This window comes from Pantoea sp. BS_8, assembly GCF_041954965.1.
Lineage (GTDB): Bacteria > Pseudomonadota > Gammaproteobacteria > Enterobacterales > Enterobacteriaceae > Pantoea > Pantoea stewartii.
The window spans coordinates 96,141-121,371 of the sequence record NZ_JAVAXU010000010.1 but is presented as its reverse complement, the minus strand read 5'-3'; the positions used below and the strand labels follow the sequence as shown (position 1 = coordinate 121,371).

At 54.5% G+C, this 25,231-nt stretch carries 21 protein-coding genes; 15 read left to right on the top strand and 6 right to left on the bottom strand.

Features of this window, described 5'->3' with window-relative positions; all coding sequences use genetic code 11:
- The first annotated feature begins 61 nt into the window (after positions 1 to 61).
- The 5 genes from RAC65_RS17330 to RAC65_RS17310 all read left to right on the top strand — a co-directional run bounded on the left by RAC65_RS17330 (position 62) and on the right by RAC65_RS17310 (position 6,990).
- Complete coding sequence (locus RAC65_RS17330) at positions 62 to 1,360, top strand: adenylosuccinate synthase (RefSeq protein ID WP_033740036.1); 1,299 nt, start codon at positions 62 to 64, stop codon at positions 1,358 to 1,360.
- A 222-nt stretch (positions 1,361 to 1,582) separates the two neighbouring features.
- Positions 1,583 to 2,026: a nitric oxide-sensing transcriptional repressor NsrR gene (gene nsrR, locus RAC65_RS17325; protein WP_006120936.1), complete on the top strand. Its 444-nt coding sequence runs from the start codon at positions 1,583 to 1,585 to the stop codon at positions 2,024 to 2,026.
- A gap of 16 nt (positions 2,027 to 2,042) precedes the next feature.
- A complete protein-coding gene (gene rnr / locus RAC65_RS17320; protein WP_375096943.1) occupies positions 2,043 to 4,475 on the top strand; it encodes a ribonuclease R in 2,433 nt (810 codons plus the stop codon).
- Between the two features lie 66 nt (positions 4,476 to 4,541).
- Positions 4,542 to 5,276: a 23S rRNA (guanosine(2251)-2'-O)-methyltransferase RlmB gene (rlmB, locus tag RAC65_RS17315; RefSeq protein ID WP_033740035.1), complete on the top strand. Its 735-nt coding sequence runs from the start codon at positions 4,542 to 4,544 to the stop codon at positions 5,274 to 5,276.
- Positions 5,277 to 5,361: 85 nt separating this feature from the next.
- A complete protein-coding gene (locus RAC65_RS17310; protein WP_375096942.1) occupies positions 5,362 to 6,990 on the top strand; it encodes an isovaleryl-CoA dehydrogenase in 1,629 nt (542 codons plus the stop codon).
- Here the strand turns inward: RAC65_RS17310 and bsmA are convergent.
- Together bsmA and RAC65_RS17300 are read right to left on the bottom strand one after the other, a co-directional pair.
- Positions 6,964 to 7,290, bottom strand: coding sequence for a biofilm peroxide resistance protein BsmA (gene bsmA / locus RAC65_RS17305; RefSeq protein ID WP_164482619.1), 327 nt, complete (start codon positions 7,288 to 7,290; stop codon positions 6,964 to 6,966). The genes RAC65_RS17310 and bsmA overlap by 27 nt on opposite strands.
- Before the next feature lie 57 nt (positions 7,291 to 7,347).
- Positions 7,348 to 9,279: a methyl-accepting chemotaxis protein gene (locus RAC65_RS17300; protein ID WP_205955722.1), complete on the bottom strand. Its 1,932-nt coding sequence runs from the start codon at positions 9,277 to 9,279 to the stop codon at positions 7,348 to 7,350.
- Positions 9,280 to 9,433: 154 nt separating this feature from the next.
- Here RAC65_RS17300 and yjfP point away from each other — a divergent pair, with 154 nt between their 5' ends.
- The 5 genes from yjfP to rplI all read left to right on the top strand — a co-directional run bounded on the left by yjfP (position 9,434) and on the right by rplI (position 11,869).
- Positions 9,434 to 10,183, top strand: a complete 750-nt coding sequence (yjfP, locus tag RAC65_RS17295) for an esterase (RefSeq protein ID WP_054633019.1) — start codon at positions 9,434 to 9,436, stop codon at positions 10,181 to 10,183.
- Between the two features lie 245 nt (positions 10,184 to 10,428).
- Positions 10,429 to 10,824, top strand: coding sequence for a 30S ribosomal protein S6 (rpsF, locus tag RAC65_RS17290; RefSeq protein ID WP_006120928.1), 396 nt, complete (start codon positions 10,429 to 10,431; stop codon positions 10,822 to 10,824).
- Positions 10,825 to 10,830: 6 nt separating this feature from the next.
- Positions 10,831 to 11,148, top strand: coding sequence for a primosomal replication protein N (priB, locus tag RAC65_RS17285; protein ID WP_006120927.1), 318 nt, complete (start codon positions 10,831 to 10,833; stop codon positions 11,146 to 11,148).
- A gap of 4 nt (positions 11,149 to 11,152) precedes the next feature.
- Positions 11,153 to 11,380 carry a 30S ribosomal protein S18 gene (gene rpsR, locus RAC65_RS17280; RefSeq protein ID WP_000135199.1) on the top strand — a complete coding sequence of 76 codons (228 nt, stop codon included), beginning with the start codon at positions 11,153 to 11,155 and terminating at the stop codon, positions 11,378 to 11,380.
- 39 nt (positions 11,381 to 11,419) lie between these two features.
- A complete protein-coding gene (rplI, locus tag RAC65_RS17275; RefSeq protein WP_006120926.1) occupies positions 11,420 to 11,869 on the top strand; it encodes a 50S ribosomal protein L9 in 450 nt (149 codons plus the stop codon).
- 379 nt (positions 11,870 to 12,248) lie between these two features.
- Here rplI and RAC65_RS17270 read toward each other — a convergent pair whose 3' ends face one another.
- Positions 12,249 to 12,914 (bottom strand): OapA family protein, encoded by a 666-nt coding sequence (locus tag RAC65_RS17270; RefSeq protein WP_152607494.1) that lies wholly within the window; start codon positions 12,912 to 12,914, stop codon positions 12,249 to 12,251.
- A 220-nt stretch (positions 12,915 to 13,134) separates the two neighbouring features.
- Here RAC65_RS17270 and fklB point away from each other — a divergent pair, with 220 nt between their 5' ends.
- Positions 13,135 to 13,755: an FKBP-type peptidyl-prolyl cis-trans isomerase gene (gene fklB, locus RAC65_RS17265; RefSeq protein ID WP_006118358.1), complete on the top strand. Its 621-nt coding sequence runs from the start codon at positions 13,135 to 13,137 to the stop codon at positions 13,753 to 13,755.
- A 34-nt stretch (positions 13,756 to 13,789) separates the two neighbouring features.
- On the opposite strand, the gene RAC65_RS17260 is transcribed toward fklB, so the two are convergent.
- Positions 13,790 to 15,730 (bottom strand): bifunctional 2',3'-cyclic-nucleotide 2'-phosphodiesterase/3'-nucleotidase, encoded by a 1,941-nt coding sequence (locus tag RAC65_RS17260; RefSeq protein WP_375096941.1) that lies wholly within the window; start codon positions 15,728 to 15,730, stop codon positions 13,790 to 13,792.
- A 294-nt stretch (positions 15,731 to 16,024) separates the two neighbouring features.
- Between RAC65_RS17260 and cysQ the strand changes: the two genes are divergently transcribed.
- Entirely contained in the window at positions 16,025 to 16,768 is a 744-nt protein-coding gene (cysQ, locus tag RAC65_RS17255; RefSeq protein ID WP_033740024.1) for a 3'(2'),5'-bisphosphate nucleotidase CysQ, read from the top strand.
- Between the two features lie 37 nt (positions 16,769 to 16,805).
- Here cysQ and RAC65_RS17250 read toward each other — a convergent pair whose 3' ends face one another.
- Positions 16,806 to 17,369 carry a YtfJ family protein gene (locus RAC65_RS17250; RefSeq protein ID WP_164482618.1) on the bottom strand — a complete coding sequence of 188 codons (564 nt, stop codon included), beginning with the start codon at positions 17,367 to 17,369 and terminating at the stop codon, positions 16,806 to 16,808.
- A gap of 310 nt (positions 17,370 to 17,679) precedes the next feature.
- Here RAC65_RS17250 and RAC65_RS17245 point away from each other — a divergent pair, with 310 nt between their 5' ends.
- The gene (locus tag RAC65_RS17245) at positions 17,680 to 17,886 is read left to right on the top strand and encodes a DUF1107 domain-containing protein (protein ID WP_003855513.1); all 207 of its coding nucleotides are present in this window, start codon (positions 17,680 to 17,682) and stop codon (positions 17,884 to 17,886) included.
- Positions 17,887 to 17,918: 32 nt separating this feature from the next.
- Here the strand turns inward: RAC65_RS17245 and RAC65_RS17240 are convergent, their stop codons facing one another.
- Positions 17,919 to 19,238, bottom strand: coding sequence for a hemolysin family protein (locus RAC65_RS17240; RefSeq protein ID WP_033740022.1), 1,320 nt, complete (start codon positions 19,236 to 19,238; stop codon positions 17,919 to 17,921).
- A gap of 513 nt (positions 19,239 to 19,751) precedes the next feature.
- Between RAC65_RS17240 and RAC65_RS17235 the strand changes: the two genes are divergently transcribed.
- Positions 19,752 to 21,467 carry an autotransporter assembly complex family protein gene (locus RAC65_RS17235; RefSeq protein ID WP_172677636.1) on the top strand — a complete coding sequence of 572 codons (1,716 nt, stop codon included), beginning with the start codon at positions 19,752 to 19,754 and terminating at the stop codon, positions 21,465 to 21,467.
- Positions 21,464 to 25,231 carry a translocation/assembly module TamB domain-containing protein gene (locus tag RAC65_RS17230; RefSeq protein WP_375096940.1) on the top strand — a complete coding sequence of 1,256 codons (3,768 nt, stop codon included), beginning with the start codon at positions 21,464 to 21,466 and terminating at the stop codon, positions 25,229 to 25,231. Before RAC65_RS17235 ends, RAC65_RS17230 begins: the two co-directional genes overlap by 4 nt.

The following is a 25,231-nucleotide window of genomic DNA, read 5'->3' as shown; positions in this document are numbered from 1 at the left end:
TGCTGAAAACCATAAAATCAGATGGTAGAATCCTTTTTTAAGCAATCGGTGATTTTGAGAAATGGGTAAGAACGTCGTCGTACTGGGCACCCAATGGGGTGACGAAGGTAAAGGTAAGATTGTAGACCTTCTGACTGAGCGCGCTAACTACGTGGTGCGTTATCAAGGCGGCCACAATGCGGGCCATACACTTGTCATCAACGGTGAAAAAACCGTTCTCCACTTAATCCCTTCTGGCATCCTGCGTGATAACGTTACCAGCATCATTGGTAATGGCGTGGTTCTCTCTCCTGAAGCATTGATGAAAGAGATGAAAGGCCTGGAAGAGCGTGGGATTCCCGTACGCGAACGTCTGCTGATTTCTGAAGCCTGTCCGCTGATCCTGCAATACCATGTCGCCATGGACATGGCGCGCGAAAAAGCGCGCGGTGCAAAAGCGATCGGGACGACGGGCCGTGGCATCGGACCGGCTTACGAAGACAAAGTTGCCCGTCGTGCACTGCGCGTCAGCGACCTGTTCAACAAAGAAACCTTTGCTGCCAAGCTGAAAGAAGTGATGGATCTCTATAACTTCCAGCTGGTGAATTATTACAAAGAAGAAGCCGTCGACTACGATAAAGTGCTGAACGATGTCATGGCGGTTGCCGACATCCTGACCGGCATGGTGGTCGATGTGTCTGAACTGCTGGATACGGCGCGTAAGCGTGGCGATCTGATTATGTTTGAAGGCGCGCAGGGAACACTGCTGGATATCGATCACGGTACCTATCCCTATGTGACCTCGTCCAACACCACCGCCGGTGGCGTGGCGACAGGTTCAGGTATCGGCCCGCGTTTTGTCGATTACGTACTGGGTATTGTTAAAGCCTACTCAACGCGTGTGGGTGCGGGTCCGTTCCCTACCGAGCTGTTCGATGAAACCGGTGAGTTCCTTTGCAAGCAAGGTAACGAATTTGGTGCCACTACAGGCCGCCGTCGTCGTACGGGCTGGCTGGATGCCGTTGCGGTCCGCCGTGCGGTGCAGATCAACTCACTGTCTGGTTTCTGCATGACCAAGCTGGATGTACTGGATGGTCTGAAAGAAGTAAAAATTTGCGTGGCTTATCGCATGCCTGACGGCAGTGAAGTCACCACTACGCCGCTGGCTGCTGAGAACTGGGAAGGCATTGAGCCGATCTATGAAACCCTGCCGGGCTGGAGCGAAACCACTTTTGGCGTTAAAACGCTGGAAGGCCTGCCTCAGGCGGCGCGCAACTACATCAAACGTGTAGAAGAAGTGACCGGTGTTCCGATTGATATTATTTCAACCGGCCCTGATCGTAGCGAGACAATGATTCTGCGTGACCCATTCAGCGCGTAATCATCATCTGGCCGGACAATGTCCGGCCTTTGTTTTTTATGTGATTTAATGCCACTAAAATTCCCTTCGCTTGTCCAACTCTACACTGGCTGAAAAAAATACACAGCCGCCAACACTCTGGTTTATCATCGTAGCGAAATACGTCAGAACCAGTTCAATATTGAAATAAACAGCAGGACGGGCGAGCATACAGGTGCCACCGAATGATTGACTGAGGTCACTGTGCAGCTAACAAGTTTTACCGACTACGGCCTGAGGGCGTTGATTTATATGGCCACGCTGCCGGAAGGCAGACTAACCAGTATTACAGAGGTCACCGATACGTATGGCGTGTCGCGTAATCATATGGTCAAAATTATCAATCAACTTAGTCGTGCTGGGTTTGTTGCGGCCATACGTGGCAAAAATGGGGGCATTCGTCTGGGAATGCCTCCGGGAAATATCATCATTGGTGATGTGGTTCGCAAAATGGAACCTTTGCAGTTGGTTGACTGCGCCCGGTGCTCTATCACGCCTGCCTGTCGCCTTAAGCAGGCCTTACATGATGCCGTGCAGTTATTTTTAAAAGAACTGGACGGCTATACGCTGGCAGATTTAGTGGAAGGTAATACGCCTTTATATGAAATTGTATTGTCTGAACCGCCGGTGGCAATGAATACTCAATGACATCGGAGGAACCGTAATGTCAAAAGATCCTTTTCTGGACAGAGAAGCTGAAAAGTACGAAAACCCTATTCCAAGCCGTGAATTTATTCTGGCTTTATTAGAAAAACGCGAAAAACCCGCCAGCCGCGAAGAGCTGGCACAAGAAATGAATTTGCAGGAAGAAGAGCACCTCGAAGCCTTACGCCGTCGTTTACGTGCAATGGAACGTGATGGCCAGTTAGTTTTCACCCGCCGCCAGTGTTATGCCCTGCCTGAACGTCTTGATCTGCTGCGTGGAAAGGTCATTGGTCATCGCGATGGCTATGGCTTTTTACGCGTTGAAGGGCAAAAAGACGATCTGTATCTTTCTGCCGAACAGATGAAATTTTGTATGCATGGCGATGTCATCCTGGCCCAACCGCTGGGGGCCGATCGGAAAGGTCGCCGCGAAGCGCGTGTCGTTCGGGTTCAGGAACCGCGCAATAATCAAATTGTCGGCCGCTATTTCACCGATGCCGGCGTCGGCTTTGTTGTGCCCGACGACAGTCGTCTGAGCTTCGATATTCTGATCGGGCCTGAAGAAACCATGAATGCCCGCATGGGGTCCGTCGTGGTCGTTGAGCTTTTACAACGTCCAACCCGGCGTTCGAAGGCAATCGGTAAAATCGCCGAGATTCTTGGCGATGATATGGGCACCAGCCTGGCCGTGGATATGGCGCTGCGCACCCATGAAATTCCGCACAGCTGGCCGCCAGAGGTTGAAGCTCAGGTGAGCAAGCTGAGTGAAGAGGTGCCCGAGTCGGCGAAAAAAGGCCGGGTCGATCTGCGCCAGTTGCCGTTAGTCACTATCGACGGTGAGGATGCGCGCGATTTTGATGACGCGGTTTACTGCGAGAAAAAGCGCGGAGGTGGCTGGCGTCTGTGGGTGGCCATTGCGGACGTCAGTTACTATGTTCGCCCCGGCACACCGCTGGATAACGAAGCACAGCAGCGCGGGACATCGGTATATTTCCCTTCGCAGGTAGTGCCGATGCTGCCGGAAGTGCTGTCGAACGGCTTGTGCTCGCTGAATCCTCAGGTCGATCGCCTGTGTATGGTGTGCGAAATGACCGTATCGGCAAAAGGTAAACTCACCGGCTTTAAACACTATGAAGCGGTGATGAACTCCCATGCGCGTCTGACCTACACCAAAGTGTGGAATATTCTGCAAGGCAACCCGGAGCTGTGTGAGCAGTACGCGCCGCTGGTCAAAGACCTGCAGGAACTGCACAACATGTATCAGGTGCTGGAAACCGCCCGCGAAGAACGGGGTGGTATCTCCTTTGAGACAGAAGAAGCGAAGTTTATTTTCAACGCTGAACGCCGCATCGAACGCGTTGAACGCACCTCGCGCAATGACGCCCACAAGCTGATTGAAGAGTGCATGATTCTGGCAAACATTGCCTCTGCCCGCTTCGTGGAGAAGAATCAGGAGCCTGCGCTGTTCCGCGATCACGATCGCCCCAGCGACGACAGCATCAAAAGTTTCCGCACCGTATTAAATGAACTTGGCCTGAGTCTGCCTGGAGGCAATAAACCGCAGCCTGTCGACTACGCCGCGTTGCTGGAGCAGGTTGCCGATCGTCCGGATGCGGAAATGCTGCAAACCATGCTGCTGCGCTCCATGAAACAGGCGGTGTACGACCCGGAAAACCGTGGGCACTTTGGCCTGGCGCTGGCGTCATATGCTCACTTCACTTCACCCATTCGCCGTTATCCGGATTTACTCCTGCACCGCGCCATCAAGTATTTGCTGGCTAAAGAGCAGGGCGACGTGAAAGGCCTGACGACACCAACGGGCGGTTATCACTACGATATGCAGCAGATGCTGCAACTGGGCCAGCACTGTTCCATGACCGAGCGTCGTGCCGACGAAGCCACCCGCGATGTCGCCGACTGGCTGAAATGTGACTTTATGCAGGATCAGGTCGGTAATGTCTTCAATGGTGTCATCTCCAGCGTTACCGGCTTTGGCTTCTTTGTCCGTCTCAGCGATCTGTTTATCGACGGCCTGGTGCATGTGTCGACACTGGACAATGATTACTACCGCTTTGATCCGGTGGGGCAGCGGTTGATCGGTGAATCCGGTGGACGCACGTATCGCTTAGGTGATGCGGTTGAAGTGCGTGTTGAAGCGGTCCATATGGACGAGCGCAAGATTGACTTTGCGTTGATCTCCAGCAAGCGTCAGGTGCGCGGCGAAGGGAAAACCGAACGTGACAAGGCGAAGCGGGACGGTAAAGCACCAACCAAACGCCGTCGCCAGGCCAGCCGTAAAACCAACTTTGAACCGGATTCCGCTTTCCGCAAGAGTGGCAGCAAGCCTGCTGCGGCAAAGGCTGAGAAAAAAAGTAAAAAAGTTTCGGAGAAAACCCGTAAAATCGCCGCCACTAAGGCGAAGCGCGCCGCGAAGAAGGCGAAGCCTGCCTGATGCGCCCAGGCCTCTGCGTTCGCGCAGGGGCTGTTATCCATTTATTTCCAACCACTGAGCAGATTGATGAGCGAAATTATTTTTGGTATCCATGCCGTGCAGGCGTTGCTGGAACGTGACCCACAACGTTTCCAGGAAGTCTTTATTCTCAAAGGCCGCGACGATCGTCGCCTGCAACCGCTGGTGACCGCGCTGGAAGCTCAAGGGATCGTCATTCAGCTGGCCGACCGCAAATGGCTGGACAGCCAGGTCGAAGGCGGCGTACATCAGGGCATCGTGGCACGTGTTAAGCCGGGTCGGCAGTATCAGGAGGGCGATCTGCCGGATCTGCTGCAGAGCCTGGAGAAACCCTTCCTGCTGGTGCTGGACGGCGTCACCGATCCGCATAACCTGGGGGCCTGCCTGCGCAGTGCCGACGCGGCGGGGGTACATGCCGTTATCGTGCCGAAAGATCGCTCTGCGCCCCTGAACGCAACCGCTAAAAAAGTGGCCAGCGGTGCAGCGGAAAACATCCCGTTAATCAGGGTCACGAATCTGGCGCGTACCTTACGTCTGCTACAGGAATATCACATCTGGGTTGTGGGTACCGCTGGTGAAGCCGACCACACCGTTTATCAAAGTAAGATGACAGGCCCGATGGCGCTGGTCATGGGCGCGGAAGGCGAAGGCATGCGCCGCCTGACACGTGAGCACTGTGACGAACTGATCAGCATTCCAATGGCAGGAAGCGTTTCCTCGCTCAATGTTTCAGTCGCAACGGGCGTCTGTTTGTTTGAGGCGGTGCGTCAGCGCAACGCGTGATCGCCGCCGCAAATTAGGTTTTCTGTCCGGTCATAATGGCCACTCACCTTACATACTGAGTGAGTGATATCCGCGAGGAGCCGTTATGACCTGGACAACTCACACCGTGTTTAATCAACCTTTTCCTCTCAGTAACAGCAACCTGTTTCTGTCTGACGTGCCGTTATGTGACGCGCTGTTGCGTGAAGGCGGCGGATGGGACAGCGACTGGCTGGCATCGGTAGGCAGTCAACTGGGCAGTGCAGAGTCGCTGGAGCTGGGGCGGCTTGCGAATACCTGTCCTCCTGAACTTCACCGCTATGATGCGCGCGGCGTAAGAGTGGATGACGTGCGCTTTCATCCTGCCTGGCATCTGCTGATGCAGGGCGTGTGCAGCAGCCGTCTGCATAACCTCAGCTGGCAGCCTGATGTACAGCCAAACGCCAGCGTGGCGCGCGCGGCCCGGTTTATTTTGCATGCCCAGGTTGAGGCCGGCACGCTTTGCCCGGTGACGATGACGCACGCCGCGATTCCCTTGCTGCAACGCTATCTGCCCACCGCGTTTCGGGGCTGGCTTGAGCCATTACTCAGCGATCGTTACGACACACATGCGATGCCGGGCGATCAGAAGCGTGGACTGTTGATCGGCATGGGGATGACTGAAAAGCAGGGCGGCAGCGATGTGCTGACGAATACCACGCGCGCAGAGCCGCTGCAGGGACGGGGAAGTGGCGAAGCGTATCGCCTCATCGGCCATAAATGGTTTTTCTCTGTACCGCAAAGCGATGCCCACGTCATCCTGGCGCAAACGCAGCAGGGACTCAGCTGTTTCTTTCTGCCTCGCCTGCTGCCGGACGGGTCACATAACGCCATTTTCATTGAGCGCTTAAAAGACAAACTCGGTAACCGCGCCAATGCCAGTAGTGAAGTGGAGTTCAAAGACGCAACCGGCTGGCTGCTGGGTGAAGAGGGCGAAGGCGTGCGCCTGATCCTGAAAATGGCCGGCATGACGCGCTTTGACTGTGCGCTGGGCAGCCACGGACAAATGCGCCGGGCCTTCTCCGTCGCCCTTTACCATGCCCATCAGCGCCAGGTGATGGGAAAAAATCTGGTGGATCAGCCCCTGATGCGTCAGGTGTTAGCGCGTCAGGCGCTACAACTGGAAGGGCAAACGGCCTTACTGATGCGGCTGGCGCGTGCCTGGTCGCAGGCGGATGACGCGAATCAGGCGGCGTTTGCCCGGCTGTTAACCCCCGCGGCGAAGTTTGTGATTTGCAAAGCGGGCATGCCGTTTGTAGCGGAATCCATGGAAATGCTGGGAGGAAATGGCTACTGCGAGGAAAGCGAACTGCCCCGGCTTTACCGTGATATGCCCGTTAACAGCATCTGGGAAGGCTCAGGCAATGTGATGTGTCTGGATGTTCTGCGTGTGATAAGCAAAAAGAGCGGTATCGTGGAGGCGTTAATTCGGGAATGTGATGAGGTAAAGGGCGTTAACCGCCACTTCGACAGACGCTGGCGTCAACTGAAGCTGCGCCTTGGCAAACACGATGAAGCCCAGGCGCGGACGTTAACACAGGACATCCTGCAGTTGGCCACAGCGGTTCAACTGTTACGCCACGCTGAACCGCGACTGGCGGATGCCTGGTGCGGCCAGTGGCTGGATACGCGGGGCGACCCCACTATCGATGCGGCACTGGCCGATCGCCTACTGGCGCGTGCCAGCGGCCGGTGAGGCACCGTAGAGGATCGCGGTGGTATACCAGATGCCAGGCGTTATCGTTTCGTCGACCATCAGAATCTGATAATAAACGGCGCCTGCCTGATTCGCGCGCGCAGCAATCGCCCGCTCCGCGTCATCCGGTGAGCCTCTCACGCTGGCGCTAATCGTACCGAGCTTCGGTAAACCATAGCTTTGCGCGCGGGTAATCGACTGCGCCTGAGCCGTTGGCGCGGGCGGGGCTTTCGGCGTCTCCTGAAACGCCGTGCAGCTACTCAACAACAGACTCAACGTCAGTAACACAACATAACGCATAGCTAATCCTTGAGAGTCACCTTAACAGGATAAGTGTAAGCCACCGCCCCACAATCATCACGACTTAATCGAGAAAACGCTGACAAGCTGCGTCAGGTGGTGGCCTTTATCACTCAGGCTCTGGGCTGTCTGTTCTGCCTGCGTAACCAGTTCACTGTTCTGATGCGTGGCCTGGCTAATCTGATTCATCGCCAGGTTAACCTGGCCAATGCCGGCCGTTTGCTGTTGTGCGGCGACGTTAATTTCACCCATTAACGCCTGAACCTGCTCAATATGCATCACAATTTCGCTCATCGCATCGCGGGTTTGTTCCGACAATGCATGGCCTTCAGCAACATGACGTATTGAGGTCGCAATCAACGTATCAATTTCTTTTGCTGCCTGGGCGGAACGCTGTGCCAGCGCCCGTACTTCGGCGGCAACGACGGCGAAGCCGCGCCCGTGCTCACCCGCCCGGGCGGCTTCAACCGCGGCGTTCAGCGCCAGAATATTGGTCTGGAAGGCAATGGACTCAATAACGTGCGTAATGTCAGCGATGCTCTGCGACGAAACGTTAATGGCGGACATGGTGTTGACCGAACGGGTGACCGTCTGGTTGCCGTTATCCACGATACTGCTGGCCTCGGCCACCAGCGACATGGCCTGACGCAGGCTGTCGGCGGTATGCTCAACGGTCGCACCAAACTGCTCCATGCTGGCCGATGTCTCTTCAACGCTGCTTGCCTGGCGCCCAATTTGCTCACTGATGTTGTGACTGCTGGCGGCAATGGTATCCGTGCCATCGCTGATTTCCTGCGCGGCACGGCGAACCTGCGCGACTATTTTCTCCAGCCCTTCGCCAATCCCGTTAATGGCATTAATCAACTGACCCACTTCATCGTGGCGCGTCGTAGCCAGATGAACCAGTAAGTTGCCGGCCGCGTATTGCTCAGCCAAATGGATGACCTGCTGTAACGGACGCGTAATGGCACGACGGCTGTACCAGACAAAACACGGCGCAAACAGCAAGACCAGAATCAGGCCGGTTATGAGGAACATATTGCGGCTGTGAATCACCGGTGCCAGCAGGCTGTCGCGGTTGACCTCACCGACCACAATCCAGTTCCAGCCAGGCAACTGTTGCCAGGCCAGCATTTTGGTTTCCCCATCAATATCGGCTTGCTGTACGCCCTCAGGCTGCGTCAGCATCGCGTTCAGCACGCCCTCCTGCCAGTCGGGACGTTTACCTTCAGCCTGTTTATCAAACAGGTACTGCCCCTGCATAGCACCTGGCGTGCCGTTTAACACGTAGAAATGCCCACTGTCGCCCAGACGACGTGCCAGCACTTTTTCGCGCATCAGGCCGTACTGTTTATCGATCTGTACGCCAACAAAAATAATGGCAATCACGGTACCGCTGTCGTCTTTAACGGGCTGATACTGCGTGATATAACGGTGACCAAACAGGGTGGCCAGTCCACGGTAGATCTCGCCTTGCGTCACTTTTTTCCAGGCCCCACTGGTCCGATCAAGCTGGGTGCCAATGGCCCGGCTGCCATCTTCTTTTTTCAGCGAGGTGGAAACACGAATGAAATTATCACCATCACGCACAAAGATGGTGGCGACGGCCGACGTACGATCCGTAAAATCATCTACGGCAATTTGATCGAGGTTCAGCGTTTTGAGCCCGGCGCGCAGGGTCGGTGTTGAAAACTCGCCCACCTGAATACGTGAAGTTTCATCGCGGCTGAAACGCTTAGGCAAAAAGCTGACAAACAGTTGAGTATAATTGCCCACTTCCTGCGTCAGCGTCGCGTTAAACATGGACGCCATTTCAGTAATGCCCTGCACCTGATTGACCATGTCATCCATGGCGAGACTTTCCAACTGGCGTGAAGCATTTTGACTTTGAATCAGCGTCAAAACTAACAATAAAACGCCTACACTTACTGAAGTTATGGCGCACAGCTTCACTCCAAGGCTTGTTCTGCTGAGAGAGAAACGTTTCATAAAGTACCTTTATTTTTTGTCAAATATGCACTAACAACGGCAGCGCGGCGCAAATGTTTAGTTAAGAAATTATTGCCTTTATGATGTTGTGAAGCGCGGAATTACATTAAACCCCTAATATGTCGTCTCAATTTGTCGTCGGAGAGGAGAAAAAATGATTGAGCTCACCACGGAAAGGTTTGCAGGAATCGAGTGCCTGCATGCTGCGCCTGCGGGTCAGCGTCGCCAGCGTTTACCCACCCTCGTTTTTTATCACGGGTTTACCTCATCCAAAGAGGTGTACGCTTACTTTGCCGTTGCGCTGGCGCAGGCAGGCTTCCGTGCCGTTATGCCCGATGCCGACATGCATGGTGCGCGTTATAACGGTGATGCCGAGACGCGGTTGCGCCATTTCTGGGACATCCTCAGACAGAACATTGATGAATTTCCGGCTATTGAGGCCGCCTTACGTGCCGACGATCTGATTGCCGATGCGCGCTTTGCCGTTGCTGGCGCCTCAATGGGAGGCATGACGGCGCTGGGGATTATGGCGCGCTATTCACACATCCACAGCGTTGCCTGCATGATGGGGTCAGGCTACTTTATGCAGCTCAGTCATACGTTGTTTCCGCCTGTGGTGGTAACGAATGAAGAACAGAAAGCCCAGTTCACAGCACGTATGGCATCGCTGGCAGACTATGATCCTTCAGCCCGGCTGCAGAACCTGGCGAACCGGCCACTTTTGTTGTGGCACGGTGATGCCGATGAAGTGGTGCCTTTTGCTGAAACTCAGCGCCTGGATCGGGCATTACGCGAAAAGGGGCTTGATGCCCATCTGACCACGCTGTCCGAAACGCATATCGGACACAAAATTACGCCGTCAGGTCTGACCGCGCTGGTCAGCTTTTTTAAGCGTCAACTCTGATCCGTTAACGAAACCGCCCTCTTGCTTTTCACACATAAGCGCGGGAGCGGGGCGGTCTCCCGCCGATTTAAATGAAATCCCCGCTTGAGTTTGTCCGCCCACGCCAGTATGATTACGCGTCAATTTTTCAGCTGCATTCAGAGGTGTGTGTCATTTCGGTGATTCACAACCTATAACGTTCCTTGCTTCCGTGGGCCGCAGCTGACCCTGACAGGAGGCTGAATAATCCGTAAGGAGCAATTTCGATGCGTCATTACGAAATCGTATTTATGGTTCATCCTGACCAGAGCGAACAGGTTCCTGGCATGATCGAGCGTTACACTGGTGCTATCACTGGTGCAGAAGGCACGATCCACCGTCTGGAAGACTGGGGCCGCCGTCAGCTGGCTTACCCAATCAACAAACTGCACAAAGCACACTATGTTCTGATGAACGTAGAAGCGCCGCAGGAAGTGATTGACGAGCTGGAAACGAACTTCCGCTTCAACGACGCCGTTATCCGCAGCATGGTTATGCGCGTTAAAAACGCGGTAACTGAAGCATCACCGATGGTTAAAGCGAAAGACGAGCGTCGTGAGCGCCGCGAAGATTTTGCTAACGAATCCGCTGATGACTCAGATGCTGGGGATTCTGAAGAGTAATCCATCGTGACGGTTAATCGGCTGCGCCTGTCTGGCACCGTGTGTAAGACGCCAGTTCGAAAAATTAGCCCGTCAGGAATTCCGCACTGTCAGTTCGTGCTTGAGCACAACTCGGTGCAGATGGAAGCCGGATTTCACCGGCAAGCCTGGTGTCGAATGCCTGTTATTCTTAGCGGCAGCGCCCATCAGGTGATTACTCAACATATAACGGTCGGCACGCAACTCATTCTCGAAGGCTTTATTAGCTGCCATCAGGCGCGAAATGGTCAGAGTAAAATGGTGTTACATGCCGAGCAGATTGAATTGATAGATTCTGGAGACTAGCCAAATGGCACGTTATTTCCGTCGTCGCAAGTTCTGCCGTTTCACCGCGGAAGGCGTTCAAGAGATCGATTATAAAGATATCGCAACGCTGAAAAACTACATCACTGAAAGCGGCAAGATTGTACCAAGCCGTATCACTGGTACTCGCGCAAAATACCAGCGTCAGCTGGCTCGTGCTATCAAGCGCGCGCGTTACCTGTCTCTGCTGCCGTACACTGATCGTCATCAGTAATCGGCAACTGTCCATTAACGACTTTAAGAGGATAAGGTAATGCAAGTTATTCTGCTTGATAAAGTAGCAAACCTGGGCAGCCTGGGTGATCAGGTTAACGTTAAAGCGGGCTACGCTCGTAACTTCCTGGTTCCACAGGGTAAAGCTGTTCCTGCTACCAAGAAAAACGTTGAATTCTTCGAAGCACGCCGTGCAGAACTGGAAGCCAAACTGGCTGACGTTCTGGCAGCATCTAACGCGCGCGCAGAAAAAATCAACGCACTGGGCACTGTTACCATCACGTCTAAAGCAGGCGATGAAGGTAAACTGTTCGGTTCCATCGGTACCCGCGACATCGCTGACGCTGTTACTGCAGCTGGCGTTGATGTTGCTAAGAGCGAAGTTCGTTTACCGAACGGCGTTCTGCGCACCACCGGTGAGCACGAAGTGGACTTCCAGGTTCACAGCGAAGTATTCGCGAAACTGATCGTGAACGTGGTTGCAGGTTAATTTTTATTAGCCTGCCGCACCTGAACGCCGACACTTGTGTCGGCGTTTTTGTTTTCAGTCGTTAATACCCTTTCTTTTTCTGCCCGGCCCCATCCCTCTTCACCGGCACCCGCATCTTCACCATCACATAAAGGTGTACCGGACAGCCCGATCCTCATGCGATTAACGCGCTGTTTGCCGATTAAGAGGTGACGATGATATGTGCGGCTAAACCCTCAGCGCATCAGGGTGACGATGCGACATCACCGACCACACTCCGTCATCTGTGCTGACGCGGCTATCCGCTTGCGTTGCGGTTGGTCTGCCCGGAAACCGGGCGGGCAAATAAAATGACGGCCATGAAGGGCGCAACCGGTGACGGACCGCCACCGGGGAGGACTTATTCTACACGTAAAAAGCTGCCGTCCGGCTGGCGGGTAAACAGGACGGGACCGTTAGCGCCTTCCAGCGTTAAGCCTGTAACGACGCCATTCGCATCGCGACGGATCTTCACCTGCTGCCCCTGCTTCAGCGTACTGAGCGGCTGATCGTTGCCCTCAACGCGTGCCATGGCAAACACATCATTGACCGGCAGATTATTGTCGCGGAACAGCTGTGCCAGCGTTTGTCCGGCGGCAATCTGGTAGCTGTGCCAGTCACCCTGCGTGTCCGCCTTCGGTTCGGATTGGGCAGAGGAGCGAGACGGTTTGTTATCGTAGATATCCGCCTGCATCGGCACGTCTTTTTCGGCCGAGGGTGTCACAGGCCGTTCGACCGGATACTGCGGCGTACTGGAGGGCCAGAGAAAGGCCAGCAGCAGTACGATGACGGCAATGACGATCCCCCGACGGTGGAAAGCCGGGAGCGGGTCCATCCAGCGAATATCGTCTGTAAAATGCCAGAGGCGATACAGCCAGCTGGGCAGGCGAGACGGGACGTCTGAAGTCATATCGGGTTCCTCCGCTCCGGCACCTTGCGACCGCGTTCGTTGCGGCAGTAAGTTCTGTAACCGGGTTAAAATACGCAGTGCATGCGTCCTGCGGCGACGAGGGGCTATCTGGCCCATATTCTCTCTCTTTCTTATAGTGCCACTGACAAGGGGGAACTTGTCACTTATACAGTATGGGCAATGTGGACGCGAAGTGCCTGCCAGCATTGGTAAATTTGACCTGCGTATTGTTTCTCTTTCGCCGACAAAAGTCATCTGTAGCGCTGCGGATTTTACGCCAGCGGCCTGCGCTGTTATGCTGCCCGTCTTACTATATCCGAGAGTGAAAGGAACGAAGATGACTACCCCTTCTTTCGACAGCGTCGAAGCACAAGCAAGTTACGGTATTGGTTTACAGGTTGGCCAGCAGCTGCTGGAATCTGGTCTGCAGGGGCTGCAGCCAGAAGCACTGCTCGCGGGCCTGCGCGACGCGCTGGAAGGGAACTCACCTGCGGTGCCTGTCGATGTGGTACATCGCGCCCTGCGTGAAGTACATGAGCGTGCGGAAAGCGTGCGTCGTGAGCGCGTGGAAGCCATGGCCGCAGAAGGCCAGGCTTTCCTGCAGGACCATGCTCAGCGTGAAGGCGTCAGCAGCACCGAGTCAGGTTTACAGTTCAGCGTGATTACGCAGGGCGAAGGCCCGATTCCTTCGCGCCAGGACCGCGTACGCGTGCATTACACCGGTAAACTGATCGACGGCACGGTGTTTGACAGCTCTGTTGCACGTGGCGAGCCGGCGGAATTCCCGGTCACCGGCGTGATTGCGGGCTGGATCGAAGCGCTGACGCTGATGCCGGTTGGCTCGAAGTGGGAACTGGTGATTCCCCACAACCTCGCCTACGGCGAGCGTGGAGCGGGCGCGTCCATCCCGCCATTCAGCACCCTGATTTTTGAAGTTGAGCTGCTGGAAATCCTGTAAGGATAAAGGGCGGTGCGATGCCGCCCTTACCCCTCTACTGCTGTAAGTTTACCTGCCAGAGAGCGAATCCCGTCTCGTCATTCCCTGTCGCCTTCATGGGATATTGCGCATGCTGCTGAATAAAGTGTGTGGCTTTATCGCCGGGTGCGGTTTCAAAGCGAATATCAAGAGGCTGCGCGGCAGGTATTGCAGCCAGTCGCCAGTTATTATCCGCCTGTGGGCGCACTTCACCGTGCTTTTTGGTTTCGGCACTGATATACGCCGCCAGAATCGCGCGGTTTTCATCAGGCGAGGCAAAGGCAATGTATTTGTCGCCCGTTCCGGCAAACTTGCCCGCGTAGGCCCGGTAGTTATTGGTTGCCACCAGGAAGGTCGCCTTAAGATCGATGGGTTTTCCCTGCCAGCGAAGATCTTTAATGCGTGACGCGTCCGGATGGATCAGGTTGCACTCTTCGTCGTAACGGGCGGGTTGTGTGACATCAATCTGATAGCTCACGCCGTCAATCACATCGAAGTTATAGGTGCGGAAATTCCAGTTGATCAGCGGCTGTGTGCGGCGACTGGTCGGATCGATTTGGTTAAACTGACCCGCAGAGCACTCCAGCCAGTCTTTCACCTGCTCGCCGCTGACTTTCATCACCACCAGCGTATTCGGATACAGATAGAGATCGGCTGCGTTGCGGAAGGTCAGGTTGCCTTTCTCAACTTCCACATAGCTGGCAGGATCGTTTTTACGTCCCCCGGCTTTAAACGGCGCGGCGGCAGACAGTACCGGCAAGTGCGCCAGATCGGGATCGCCCTGGATAAAATGCTCGACGTAGGCGCGCTGGGCGTTATTCACAATTTGCACAGTAGGATCGTCCTGCACCAGCGACAGATAGCTGTACATCACATCCGCAGATTTTCCGATAGGCTGGGCGACAAAGGTGCGGGTAGCATCATGATCGTCTTTCAGAACCTTAACCAGTGCAGGATCTTCAGCAGCCAGCGCAGTTTTATGCGCGATATCGTAGATCGGACGCGCCTGCGCGGTACCGCTTGTCACCTGCCAGTGATCGCCTTCCTTGCTCAGCACCAGATCCACCACACCAAGATGATCGCCCCACATGCCGGGCATGACCGCAGGCACACCGTTTAATGTTCCTTTCTCAATGTCTGCACCTTTGATCCCTGCAAACTCTTTCCCCGGGAATACGGCATGCGCATGACCAAACATAATGGCACTGATGCCCGGAACTTCGCTGAGGTAATAAACCGAGTTTTCTGCCATCGCCTGATACGGCTCGCTGCTTAACCCTGAATGGGCTAATACGACAACCACGTCCGCTCCTTTAGCGCGCATTTCGGGCACGTAGCGCCGGGCGGTTTCTGTAATATCGTCCACCCGCACTTTGCCCTGCAGGTTGCCTTTATCCCACACCATAATCTGCGGCGGGACAAAGCCGATATAGCCGATGTTCACCGTCTGCGTGTTGCCGTCGCGATCGGTCACTGTGGTGGGTTTAATCAGATAAGGCGTAAACAGTGGCTTACCGCTCTTCAGATCGATGACGTTGGCATTGACGTAAGGAAAATGCGCGCCCGCCAGGGCTTTTTGCAGATAGGGCAGACCATAATTGAATTCATGATTGCCCAGCGTGCCCGCGCTGTAATCCAGCGTATTCATCGCCTTATAGACGGGATGGACTTCACCCTGTTTGAGCCCTTTTGCAGCCATATAGTCGCCTAACGGGCTACCCTGGATCAGATCGCCATTGTCCACCAGCACGCTGTTCGTGACTTCCTGACGCGCGGCATGGATCAGGGACGCAGTGCGCACCAGACCATATTTTTCTATGGGCGTATCTTTGTAATAGTCGAAGTCCATCATATTGCTGTGCAGATCGGTCGTTTCCAGCACGCGTAAATCCACGGTGGCTCCCTGTGCTGCAACTGAAACGCTCAGTGCCAGTAACATCATTCCCGCCTTAACCATGTTCACTCCCAACGTTAAAAGATCAAGGCTACAAAAGTAATGTAAAAGGCTGATGAAAGGGCAGATTAAAACGTGATGCAAATAACGTTTTGAGCCTGACTGGTGCTGCTTCAGTCATATCAGTGCAGAGGCCAGCGTGAAAAGAGGTCTTTGCCATTGTGGGCTATTGTGTTGATATAGCTGAAAAAGGCTTCAAAATGTTTACCTGAAACCAGGGGCGAGCATGAAACTGCTAAAATGTACCCCAACAGGCATAACAGTTAACGCGTAGCATTCGCATACATGAGGTGACAAATGTTAGAGCAAATAAGCCAACTGGCGCGTGAGGCAGGCGACGCGATTATGCAGGTCTATAACGGTTCGGTTCCCGCTGATGTTTCGCATAAAGCAGACGATTCGCCCGTCACAGCAGCCGATCTGGCCGCGCATGATGTGATTGTGAAGGGCCTGAAGCAGCTGACACCGGATATTCCGGTGTTGTCAGAGGAAGATCCGCCCGGTTGGGAAGTCCGTCAGCACTGGCAGCGCTACTGGCTGGTGGATCCGCTTGACGGCACCAAAGAGTTTATCAAACGCAATGGTGAGTTTACGGTCAATATTGCGCTGATCGAGCAGGGCAAACCGATCATGGGCGTGGTGTACGCGCCTGCGCTGGGCGTGATGTACTCGGCAGCAGAAGGTAAAGCCTGGAAGGAAGAGGGCGGAGAAAAGCAGCCGATTCACGTTCTGGATGCACGTCCACCGCTGGTGGTGGTGAGTCGTTCCCACAACGATGATGATGAGATGAAAGAGTATCTGAAGCAGCTAGGGGAACATCAGACGGTGGCAACCGGCTCATCGTTAAAATTTTGCCTGGTCGCTGAAGGTAAGGCCCAGCTTTATCCGCGCTTTGGACCCACCAATATCTGGGATACCGGCGCGGGTCATGCCGTTGCTGTCGCGGCAGGTGCTCACGTCCACGACTGGCAGGGAAGAACGCTGGATTATGCGCCGCGTGAATCTTTCCTGAATCCGGGCTTCCGTGTATCGCTGTTCTGACGTCAGACGGGAGGCACTCGCCTCCCGACTTCACCTGTCAGGATGCTTTTAACAGCGTTTTTAACAACGTAATGACTTCTTTGACTTCCTGCTGCGTCAGTGCCCCGTCTTTGACATATTTCACCTGACCGTTTTTATCCAGCACCACAATGGTCGATCCGCCTTGCTGCAACTGCCAGGCGTGCTGCACATTGCCCTTGCTGTCGACGATAAACTGCGACCACGGATACTGCTTTTTATTACTCTGAATGCTGCTGCGAACAAACAGGCTGGTGCCGGGAATGGCATCATCGGTGTTCACAATCGTCGTGGTCTGATAGCGATCGTGCGGCAGTTTCGCTGACTTGATGGCCTCAACCAACGCTGCATTCATCTCTTTAGCCGATGAGCGGCCTGCAATGTGCTGTATGACACGTACTTTTCCGTTCAGTTGCGCGCTGTTCCAGTCTTGATAACTGAATTTTTCCTGCGCCAGGATCAACTCGCCTTTGTCATTGACGCCCACGGGCGGCACGCGTTTTCCCGTCTCAAGATTGTGGGCCAACGCACTTACAGGAAGCAGCAGTGACAAGGCCAGTGCGGCCAGAGTGATACGCCTCATTATTTTCTCCAGTGATCAGACCAGTTAGTCATCCAACTGTAATAGTAAGCAGGGATGATGCGGCTGTCTCAAAAAGCTGTCAGCTTTGTTATCAACCACACAATTCTGTAACGAACGAAGGTTTATACTGAATAGTGAAAAGTAAATAACAGAGTATTCTGTAATGTTCTGTCAGCACGGTAAAAAAAGTTATTTCTGGTCGTGCGAAGTAAGCAGAGTGTTCTATAGTTTATCTCGCATTCGCGCTTCATGGACCCGTACCGAATTTGGCAACGGTGAAGCGTGCTTAAAAATTAAGGAGTTAAGAAGTATGAAAATCTTCCAGCGCTATAATCCGCTACAGATAGCAAAATATGTTAAGACGCTGTTTAAAGGAAGGTTGTACATCAAGGATGTGGGCGCGTTTGAGTTTGATAAAGGTAAAGTCCTGATCCCCCGGGTCAAAGACAAACAGCACCTGAGCGTGATGTCAGAAATTAACCGCCAGGTCGTTCGTCTCAAGCTAGAGTTTAACTAAAAAACAGGGCGCCGATGGCGCCCTGAGTGTTTCTATTCTTCGCTTTTCGTCACGTTCAGCATCGGCGGTCGTTCATCAATCCGTGTCACCAGCAGCTGATCAATGCGGTAACTGTCGATATCGACCACTTCAAACTTGTAGCCCGCAAATTTCACAAAGTCGGTACGTTTCGGGATTTTACGCAGCATATACATCATAAAGCCGCCAATCGTTTCGTAGTTACCCGACTGCGGAAAATCATCGATATCCAGCACGCGCATAACATCATCAATCGGCGTCCCGCCTTCCACCAGCCAGGAGTTTTCATCGCGCGCAACAATCTGTTCTTCCATGCCCTGACCCACCAGGTCGCCCATCAGCGTCGTCATCACATCATTCAGCGTAATGATACCGACCACCAGCGCATATTCGTTCATGATGACCGCGAAGTCGTCGCCCGCCGTTTTAAAGCTTTCCAGCGCCTCAGACAACGTCAGCGTATCCGGAACAATCAGCGCGGAACGAATCTGCACGCCGCTGTTCAGCGCCATGCTCTGATTGCCCAGTACGCGCAGCAGCAGCTCTTTCGAATCGACATAGCCAACGATGTGGTCGATGTCCCCATTACAGACCAGGAATTTCGAGTGAGGATGTTCAGCGATTTTTGTTTTCAGGCTGACTTCGTCTTCGTGCAGATCAAACCAGACGATATTTTCACGTGACGTCATGGAGGAGGGCACGGTGCGTGATTCCAGCTCAAACACGTTCTCAATCAGTTCGTGTTCCTGCTTACGCAGCACGCCAGCCAGCGCACCGGCTTCCACAACCGCGTAAATATCGTCGGACGTGATATCGTCTTTGCGTACCATCGGCAGCTTAAAGACGCGAAAAAAGACGTTGGCCAGGCCGTTAAACAGCCAGACCAGCGGCCGCATCACCAGTAAACAAAAGCGCATGGGATTGATAATCCGCAGGGCAATGGTTTCTGGCGCGATCATGCCTACCCGTTTTGGGGTTAAGTCGGCGAACAGAATAAACAGGCTGGTGACGATGGTGAATGAGCAGATAAAACTGAGCTGTTCGGCCAGTTCGTGAGACATAAAGCGATTGAAGAGGGCGGAAAATGCCGGGGAAAAGGCCGCATCACCGACGATACCACCCAAAATGGCGACGGCGTTCAGGCCAATTTGCACCACGGTGAAGAACATGCCGGGCGTTTCCTGCATCTTCAATACCCGCTGAGCGTTAACGTTGCCTTCGTCAGCCAGCAGTTTCAGCTTAATCTTGCGGGCGGCGGCCAGCGAGATTTCGGAGAGAGAAAAAAAAGCACTGATTACGATCAGTAGCAGAATGACAAGTAAGCTATCAAGCATAAGTAATCCAAAGAGTTATCCACTTGTCATTTTTGGCCTGGGCAGCGTGCGGTTGAGGCGCTTATTCCCTGTACGTACGACGCAGAGGAGCTATCCGTGCCAAAAATGTCTGCGCCCGTTCGACAAGGTTGTAAGGGGAAAGGGGCAGAAATGAAGACAGGCGGGATGCCTGCGGTGGGTGATTATAGCAGCAGCGAGGAGGCCGCCGCCAGAGGGCAAACAGTGGCTTATAATGAGGTTTTCAGCTCAGGATGCATGTGTAATGCAGGAGAGCGGTCTACTGGCGTGCGGCCTGTCTGGACAACAAGGTCGTTGTATCGTGCGTCCGTTTTACCGACAATAATGCGCAATTTGACTTAGAACGCGTTACAGACTGCCCTTTGGCAAAAAGTGCGGCTATGATGAGTAAGTTGCCGTTGCGATTGTGACGGCAACAAGGATTAACACGCGCCCTGCGGAATGGGGCGGGCATGAGAGACAGGAGTACAGGTGCCACGATTTTATGTTTATTGCATGGCGGGCTTATTGCTCGTCGCGCCCGCCTTTGGGGCGGCACCGGTTCGACTACAGCTTGAAGGGCTGACCGGCGAACTGCAAAAAAACGTCAGGGCACGCCTGTCGACCATCAGCAGCGACGAAGTCACCAACGATGGCCGTTTCCGCGCGCGTGTATCGGCCGCTATCAAAGAAGGGCTTCGCGCGCTCGGCTACTATGAGCCTGATATCGACTTTGAATCACGCCCTGCCCCTGCGCAAGGTGGCCGTCCGGTGCTCATCGCGCGCGTGACGCCTGGCCAGCCGGTAAAGATTGCCGGTAGTACGATCATTGTCACCGGTCAGGCGAAAAACGATGCGGACTATAAAAACTGGATCGCCCAGGGCCGCCCTAAAGTTGGCACAATCCTTAATCATGGTCAGTACGATAAATTCAAAAGTGGCTTTACCAACCTGGCGCTGCGCAACGGCTATTTCGATGGCGAATTTGAAAAAAGTCAGTTAGGCGTTTCCGTGGCGCGCCACGAAGCCTTTTGGGATATCGACTACAATAGCGGACCGCGTTACCGCTTCGGCGATGTCACCTTCCAGGGCTCACAGATCCGTGACGCCTATTTGCAAAATCTGGTGCCGTTTAAAAAGGGCGACTATTACAGTTCCCGTGATTTGGCTGAACTGAATCGCCGCCTGTCGGCTACGGGGTGGTTCCAGTCGGTGGTCGTCGCGCCGGAATTTAAAGAGGGACGTAAAACCAAAGTTCTGCCGTTAAATGCGGCCGTTTCCCCTCGGGCAAAAAATATTGTTGAAGCCGGTGTCGGGTATTCGACGGATGTCGGGCCGCGCCTGAAAGGCACCTGGAGAAAGCCCTGGGTTAACGACCGTGGCCACAGCATGATGGCCAGTGCCTATATTTCTGCGCCTGAGCAGCAGGTGGATCTCAGCTACAAAGTTCCGTTACTCAAAAGCCCGCTGGAGCAGTACTACACTTTTTCAGGCGGGCTCAAACGCACCGATCTGAACGACACCAAAGCGGACACCAGCACGCTGGCAGTATCGCGTAACTGGGACAGCAGCAGTGGCTGGCAAAGGGCCGTCAATCTGCGCTGGAGCCTTGACCACTTTACCCAGGGGAATGTCACCAATACCACGATGTTGCTTTATCCCGGCGTCAGTCTGAACCGCACGCGCTCACGCGGTGGCCTGATGCCGACCTGGGGCGACTCGCAGCGTTATTCTGTCGATGTGTCCGATACCACCTGGGGATCGGATGTCGATTTCCTGATCCTGCAGGCGCAAAACGTCTGGATTCGTACGCTGGGCGAAAAGAACCGCTTTATTGCACGCGGCACGGTGGGATGGATTGAAACCAACGACTTCGATAAGGTGCCGCCGGATCTGCGCTTCTTCGCCGGGGGTGACCGCAGTATTCGCGGCTATAAGTACAAAAACGTCTCGCCACGTGACAGTGATGGCAAACTGACCGGGGCCTCAAAAATGGCAACCGGTTCACTGGAATACCAGTACAACGTCAGCGGAAAATGGTGGGGCGCGGTGTTTGTTGACGCCGGTGAGGCCGTCAATGACATCAGCCAAAGCGATATTAAAACCGGTGCCGGTATCGGCGTGCGCTGGGCATCGCCTGTGGGGCCCATTAAGTTTGATATTGCGCGTCCCATTGGCGACAGGGAGGAGCACGGTTTGCAATTTTACGTAGGATTGGGGCCTGAACTATGAAGCGCTGGAAAAAGGTCCTGACTGGCTTTCTGATTTTTTTGGTCTTGTTGTTGGCTGGCGTGGCATTTTTGATTGGTACGACGCCGGGCCTGCATTTAGTGTTAAACGGCGCGTCGCGCTGGGTACCGGGATTATCCATCAACAAAGTGGATGGCGGCTGGCGTAATCTTACGCTCAGCGGTCTGCGTTACGACATGCCGGGCGTCAGCGTTAACGCGGGCAATATCCATCTGGCATTAAATCTCAATTGCCTGCTGCACTCGTCGGTCTGCGTCGATGACCTGACGCTAAAAGATATCAGTGTGGTCGTTGACAGTAAAAAGATGACGCCGTCGGCGGCGGCACCCGAAGACGATAACAGCGCGACCAATCTCAGTACGCCGTACCCCATCAGCCTGCGCCACGTCGGGCTGCATAACATCAGTGTGAAAGTCGATGATACCGCGATTTCGCTGGTGGATTTTTCCACCGGCTTACACTGGCAGGCGCGGGCGTTAACGCTGAATCCTACCCACATTCAAAGCCTGTTAATTGCGCTGCCTAAAGCGGCAGCGGTCGCGAAGGAACAGGTGGTCGATCCGAAAGTCCAGCAGCCGCAGCCAAACGAGAAGCCGCTGGGCGAAACGCTGCAGGCGATGTTTGCCAAACCCCTGCTACCGACACTGCCGGACTTCCAGTTACCGCTGGATATCGATGTTCAGGACATCGTGGGCGAACAGCTCCGCATTATCGGCGATACCGATATCGTTGTGAATCAGCTGCGTGTGAAGGCCAAAACGCTTGACCGCCATATACAACTGCAAACGCTGGACGTGGACTCAAACCTCGGCAGGCTCAACGGCAGCGGCCAGGCCACGCTCGCAGACAACTGGCCCGTTGATTTTGCCCTGAATGGCGATGTGAATGTTGATCCGGTTAAAGGGGAAAAGCTGAGTCTGACCTTACAGGGCGCGATGCGTGACGAGCTGAAGCTGGCGCTCAACCTCTCTGGCCCGGTCAGGGCGCAGCTGGATGCCCGTGCTCAGCCCGCCGTTGCCGGTCTTCCGCTAGCATTAACCCTGACCAGTCCGCAACTGCGCTGGCCGCTCACCGGAGCGGTTCAGTACCAGGCGGACAATCTCGACTATCAGCTCAAAGGCAAGGCGACCGACTACGTGATGTCGCTGCGCACGGCGGTGAAAGGCGAAGCGGTGCCGCCTGCCACGATTACGCTGGACGGTAAAGGGAATAGTGAACAGTTCAGCCTGGACAAGCTGCGTGTGGCAGCGTTACAGGGCACTATCGATCTGACGGCGCTGGTGGACTGGAGCAAAGCCATCAGCTGGCGCAGTGAACTGACGCTGGCGGGCATCAATACCGCCCGCCAGTATCCGGACTGGCCAGCCAGACTGGAGGGTAAAATCACTACGCGCGGCAGCCTGTATGGCGGCAGCTGGCAGCTGAGTGTGCCACAACTGATGTTGAAGGGTAACGTCAAACAGAACGCGGTCAGTGCGGACGGAACATTACGGGGCAACAGCTACAACCAGTGGGATATTCCGGGTATTAAGATTGCGCTGGGCCGCAATCATCTGGATATCAAAGGCAGTCTGGGCGAAACGCTGAACCTGGATGCCAACGTGGATGCCCCCCATCTTGATAACGCATTGCCGGGGCTGGGCGGTGTGGTCAAAGGGGATATCAAAGCCCGCGGCTCGCTGAAAGCCCCTCAGCTGCTGGCGGATCTGACGGCCACTGGCTTACGTTGGCAGCAACTGCTGGTCCGGCGCGTAACGCTGAAAAGCGATGTACGCTCCAGCGACCAGATCGCCGGTAAGCTGCAGTTGCGCGTTGAACAACTGAAGCAGGATGCGCTTAACATTAATCTGTTGACGCTCAATGCTGATGGCGACGAAAAGCAGCATCAGCTTAAACTTAACGTGCAGGGCGAGCCGGTATCGGGTCAGCTCGCGCTGAACGGTAGCTTTGACCGCCAGACGGAGACATGGAAAGGCAGCCTGAACAATACGCGTTTTAATACGCCCGTCGGAGAATGGCGTCTGACGCGCGCTATGGCGATCGACTATGTTAATCAGAAGCAGACTGCGTCAATCGGCCCGCACTGCTGGCAAAACCCCAACGCGCAGCTTTGTGTGCCAGAACCGATTGAAGCCGGCCCCAGCGGTCACGCTCATGTGGTATTAAACCGCTTCGATCTGGCGATGCTAAAACCCTTCCTGACTGACCAGACCCAACTGAGCGGCGTGTTCAGCGGTGATGCCCGCGTTAACTGGACGGCGGATGGCAAGCTGCCCGTCGGCACGCTGGCGCTGAAGAGTAATAACGTGAAAGTCGCGCAGGATGTGCAGGGCAATACGCTGCCCATCGCGTTTAACACAATTAATGTCAATGCGGCACTGCGGGACGGACGTGCACAGCTCGACTGGCTGATTCGCCTCGTCAATAACGGCCAACTGGATGGCAATGTGCAGATTACCGATCCGCAACAGCGCCGTGAGCTGGGTGGCAATGTGAATATCCGCAATATCTCGCTGGCGATGATCAATCCCGCCTTAATGCAGGGCGAGAGCATCAAAGGCCTGCTGAACAGCGATCTGCGCCTGGGCGGCACAGTGCAGCAGCCGCAGCTTTTTGGGCAACTGGGTCTGAAAGATGTGAATGTGAAAGGCAACTTCATGCCGGTGGATCTGACCAGTGCCAGTCTGAACATGGTGTTTAACGGCATGAGTTCGACGCTGAATGGCCTGCTACAGACCGCACAGGGCAATATCAACCTGAGCGGCGATGCGGACTGGAGCCAGCTGGATAACTGGCGTGCGCGCGTAGCCGCCAAAGGCAGCCGGGTCCGTGTCACGGTGCCGCCAATGGTGCGCATGGATGTGTCGCCGGATGTGGTATTTGAAGCCACGCCAGCCGCCTTTAATCTTGACGGGCGCGTCGATATTCCCTGGGCACGTATCACGGTACAGGAGGTTCCTGAGAGCGCAGTCGGCGTATCGTCTGATGAAGTTATGCTGGATAAAAACCTTAAACCGATTGCGCCTAAAACGGCCTCAATACCGATTAACAGTAACCTGACCATTCATGTTGGAAACGATGTGCGTCTGTCGGCCTTTGGACTGAAAGCCCGTCTGAATGGCGATCTGAAAATGGTCCAGGATAAATCAGGACTGGGACTCAACGGACAGATCAATATTCCATCCGGCCGTTTCCATGCTTACGGTCAGGACTTGATCGTGCGTAAAGGCGAGCTGCAGTTTGCGGGCCCGCCAGACCAGCCTTATCTCAACCTGGAAGCGATTCGTAATCCGGATGCGACCGAGGATGGCGTAACGGCAGGATTGCGCGTTACGGGGCTGGCGGATGAACCGAAAGTGGAAGTGTTCTCCGATCCGGCGATGTCACAGCAGGAGGCCCTTTCTTACCTGTTACGCGGTCAGGGACTGAATAGCGACGGCGACAGTAACGCGTTAACGTCAGCGTTAGTCGGCTTAGGGGTTGCACAAAGTGGGCAGGTTGTGGGTAAAATCGGCGAGACATTCGGTGTCAGTAATCTTGCCCTTGATACGACCGGCGTTGGCGACAGTCAGCAGGTACAGGTCAGTGGCTATGTGTTGCCGGGTCTACAAGTAAAATACGGGGTTGGCATCTTTGATTCACTGGCAACGTTAACCTTACGTTACCGACTGATGCCCAAACTCTATTTGGAAGCCGTGTCCGGTGTGGATCAGGCTCTTGATTTGCTCTATCAGTTTGAGTTTTAG

Coding starts and splice junctions, on each gene's coding strand:
- RAC65_RS17330 (WP_033740036.1), top strand. CDS start 62: ATGGGTAAGAACGTCGTCGTACTGGGCACCCAATGGGGTGACGAAGGT.
- rnr (WP_375096943.1), top strand. CDS start 2,043: ATGTCAAAAGATCCTTTTCTGGACAGAGAAGCTGAAAAGTACGAAAAC.
- rlmB (WP_033740035.1), top strand. CDS start 4,542: ATGAGCGAAATTATTTTTGGTATCCATGCCGTGCAGGCGTTGCTGGAA.
- RAC65_RS17310 (WP_375096942.1), top strand. CDS start 5,362: ATGACCTGGACAACTCACACCGTGTTTAATCAACCTTTTCCTCTCAGT.
- bsmA (WP_164482619.1), bottom strand. CDS start 7,290: ATGCGTTATGTTGTGTTACTGACGTTGAGTCTGTTGTTGAGTAGCTGC.
- RAC65_RS17300 (WP_205955722.1), bottom strand. CDS start 9,279: ATGAAACGTTTCTCTCTCAGCAGAACAAGCCTTGGAGTGAAGCTGTGC.
- yjfP (WP_054633019.1), top strand. CDS start 9,434: ATGATTGAGCTCACCACGGAAAGGTTTGCAGGAATCGAGTGCCTGCAT.
- rpsF (WP_006120928.1), top strand. CDS start 10,429: ATGCGTCATTACGAAATCGTATTTATGGTTCATCCTGACCAGAGCGAA.
- rpsR (WP_000135199.1), top strand. CDS start 11,153: ATGGCACGTTATTTCCGTCGTCGCAAGTTCTGCCGTTTCACCGCGGAA.
- rplI (WP_006120926.1), top strand. CDS start 11,420: ATGCAAGTTATTCTGCTTGATAAAGTAGCAAACCTGGGCAGCCTGGGT.
- RAC65_RS17270 (WP_152607494.1), bottom strand. CDS start 12,914: ATGGGCCAGATAGCCCCTCGTCGCCGCAGGACGCATGCACTGCGTATT.
- fklB (WP_006118358.1), top strand. CDS start 13,135: ATGACTACCCCTTCTTTCGACAGCGTCGAAGCACAAGCAAGTTACGGT.
- RAC65_RS17260 (WP_375096941.1), bottom strand. CDS start 15,730: ATGGTTAAGGCGGGAATGATGTTACTGGCACTGAGCGTTTCAGTTGCA.
- cysQ (WP_033740024.1), top strand. CDS start 16,025: ATGTTAGAGCAAATAAGCCAACTGGCGCGTGAGGCAGGCGACGCGATT.
- RAC65_RS17250 (WP_164482618.1), bottom strand. CDS start 17,369: ATGAGGCGTATCACTCTGGCCGCACTGGCCTTGTCACTGCTGCTTCCT.
- RAC65_RS17245 (WP_003855513.1), top strand. CDS start 17,680: ATGAAAATCTTCCAGCGCTATAATCCGCTACAGATAGCAAAATATGTT.
- RAC65_RS17240 (WP_033740022.1), bottom strand. CDS start 19,238: ATGCTTGATAGCTTACTTGTCATTCTGCTACTGATCGTAATCAGTGCT.
- RAC65_RS17235 (WP_172677636.1), top strand. CDS start 19,752: ATGGCGGGCTTATTGCTCGTCGCGCCCGCCTTTGGGGCGGCACCGGTT.
- RAC65_RS17230 (WP_375096940.1), top strand. CDS start 21,464: ATGAAGCGCTGGAAAAAGGTCCTGACTGGCTTTCTGATTTTTTTGGTC.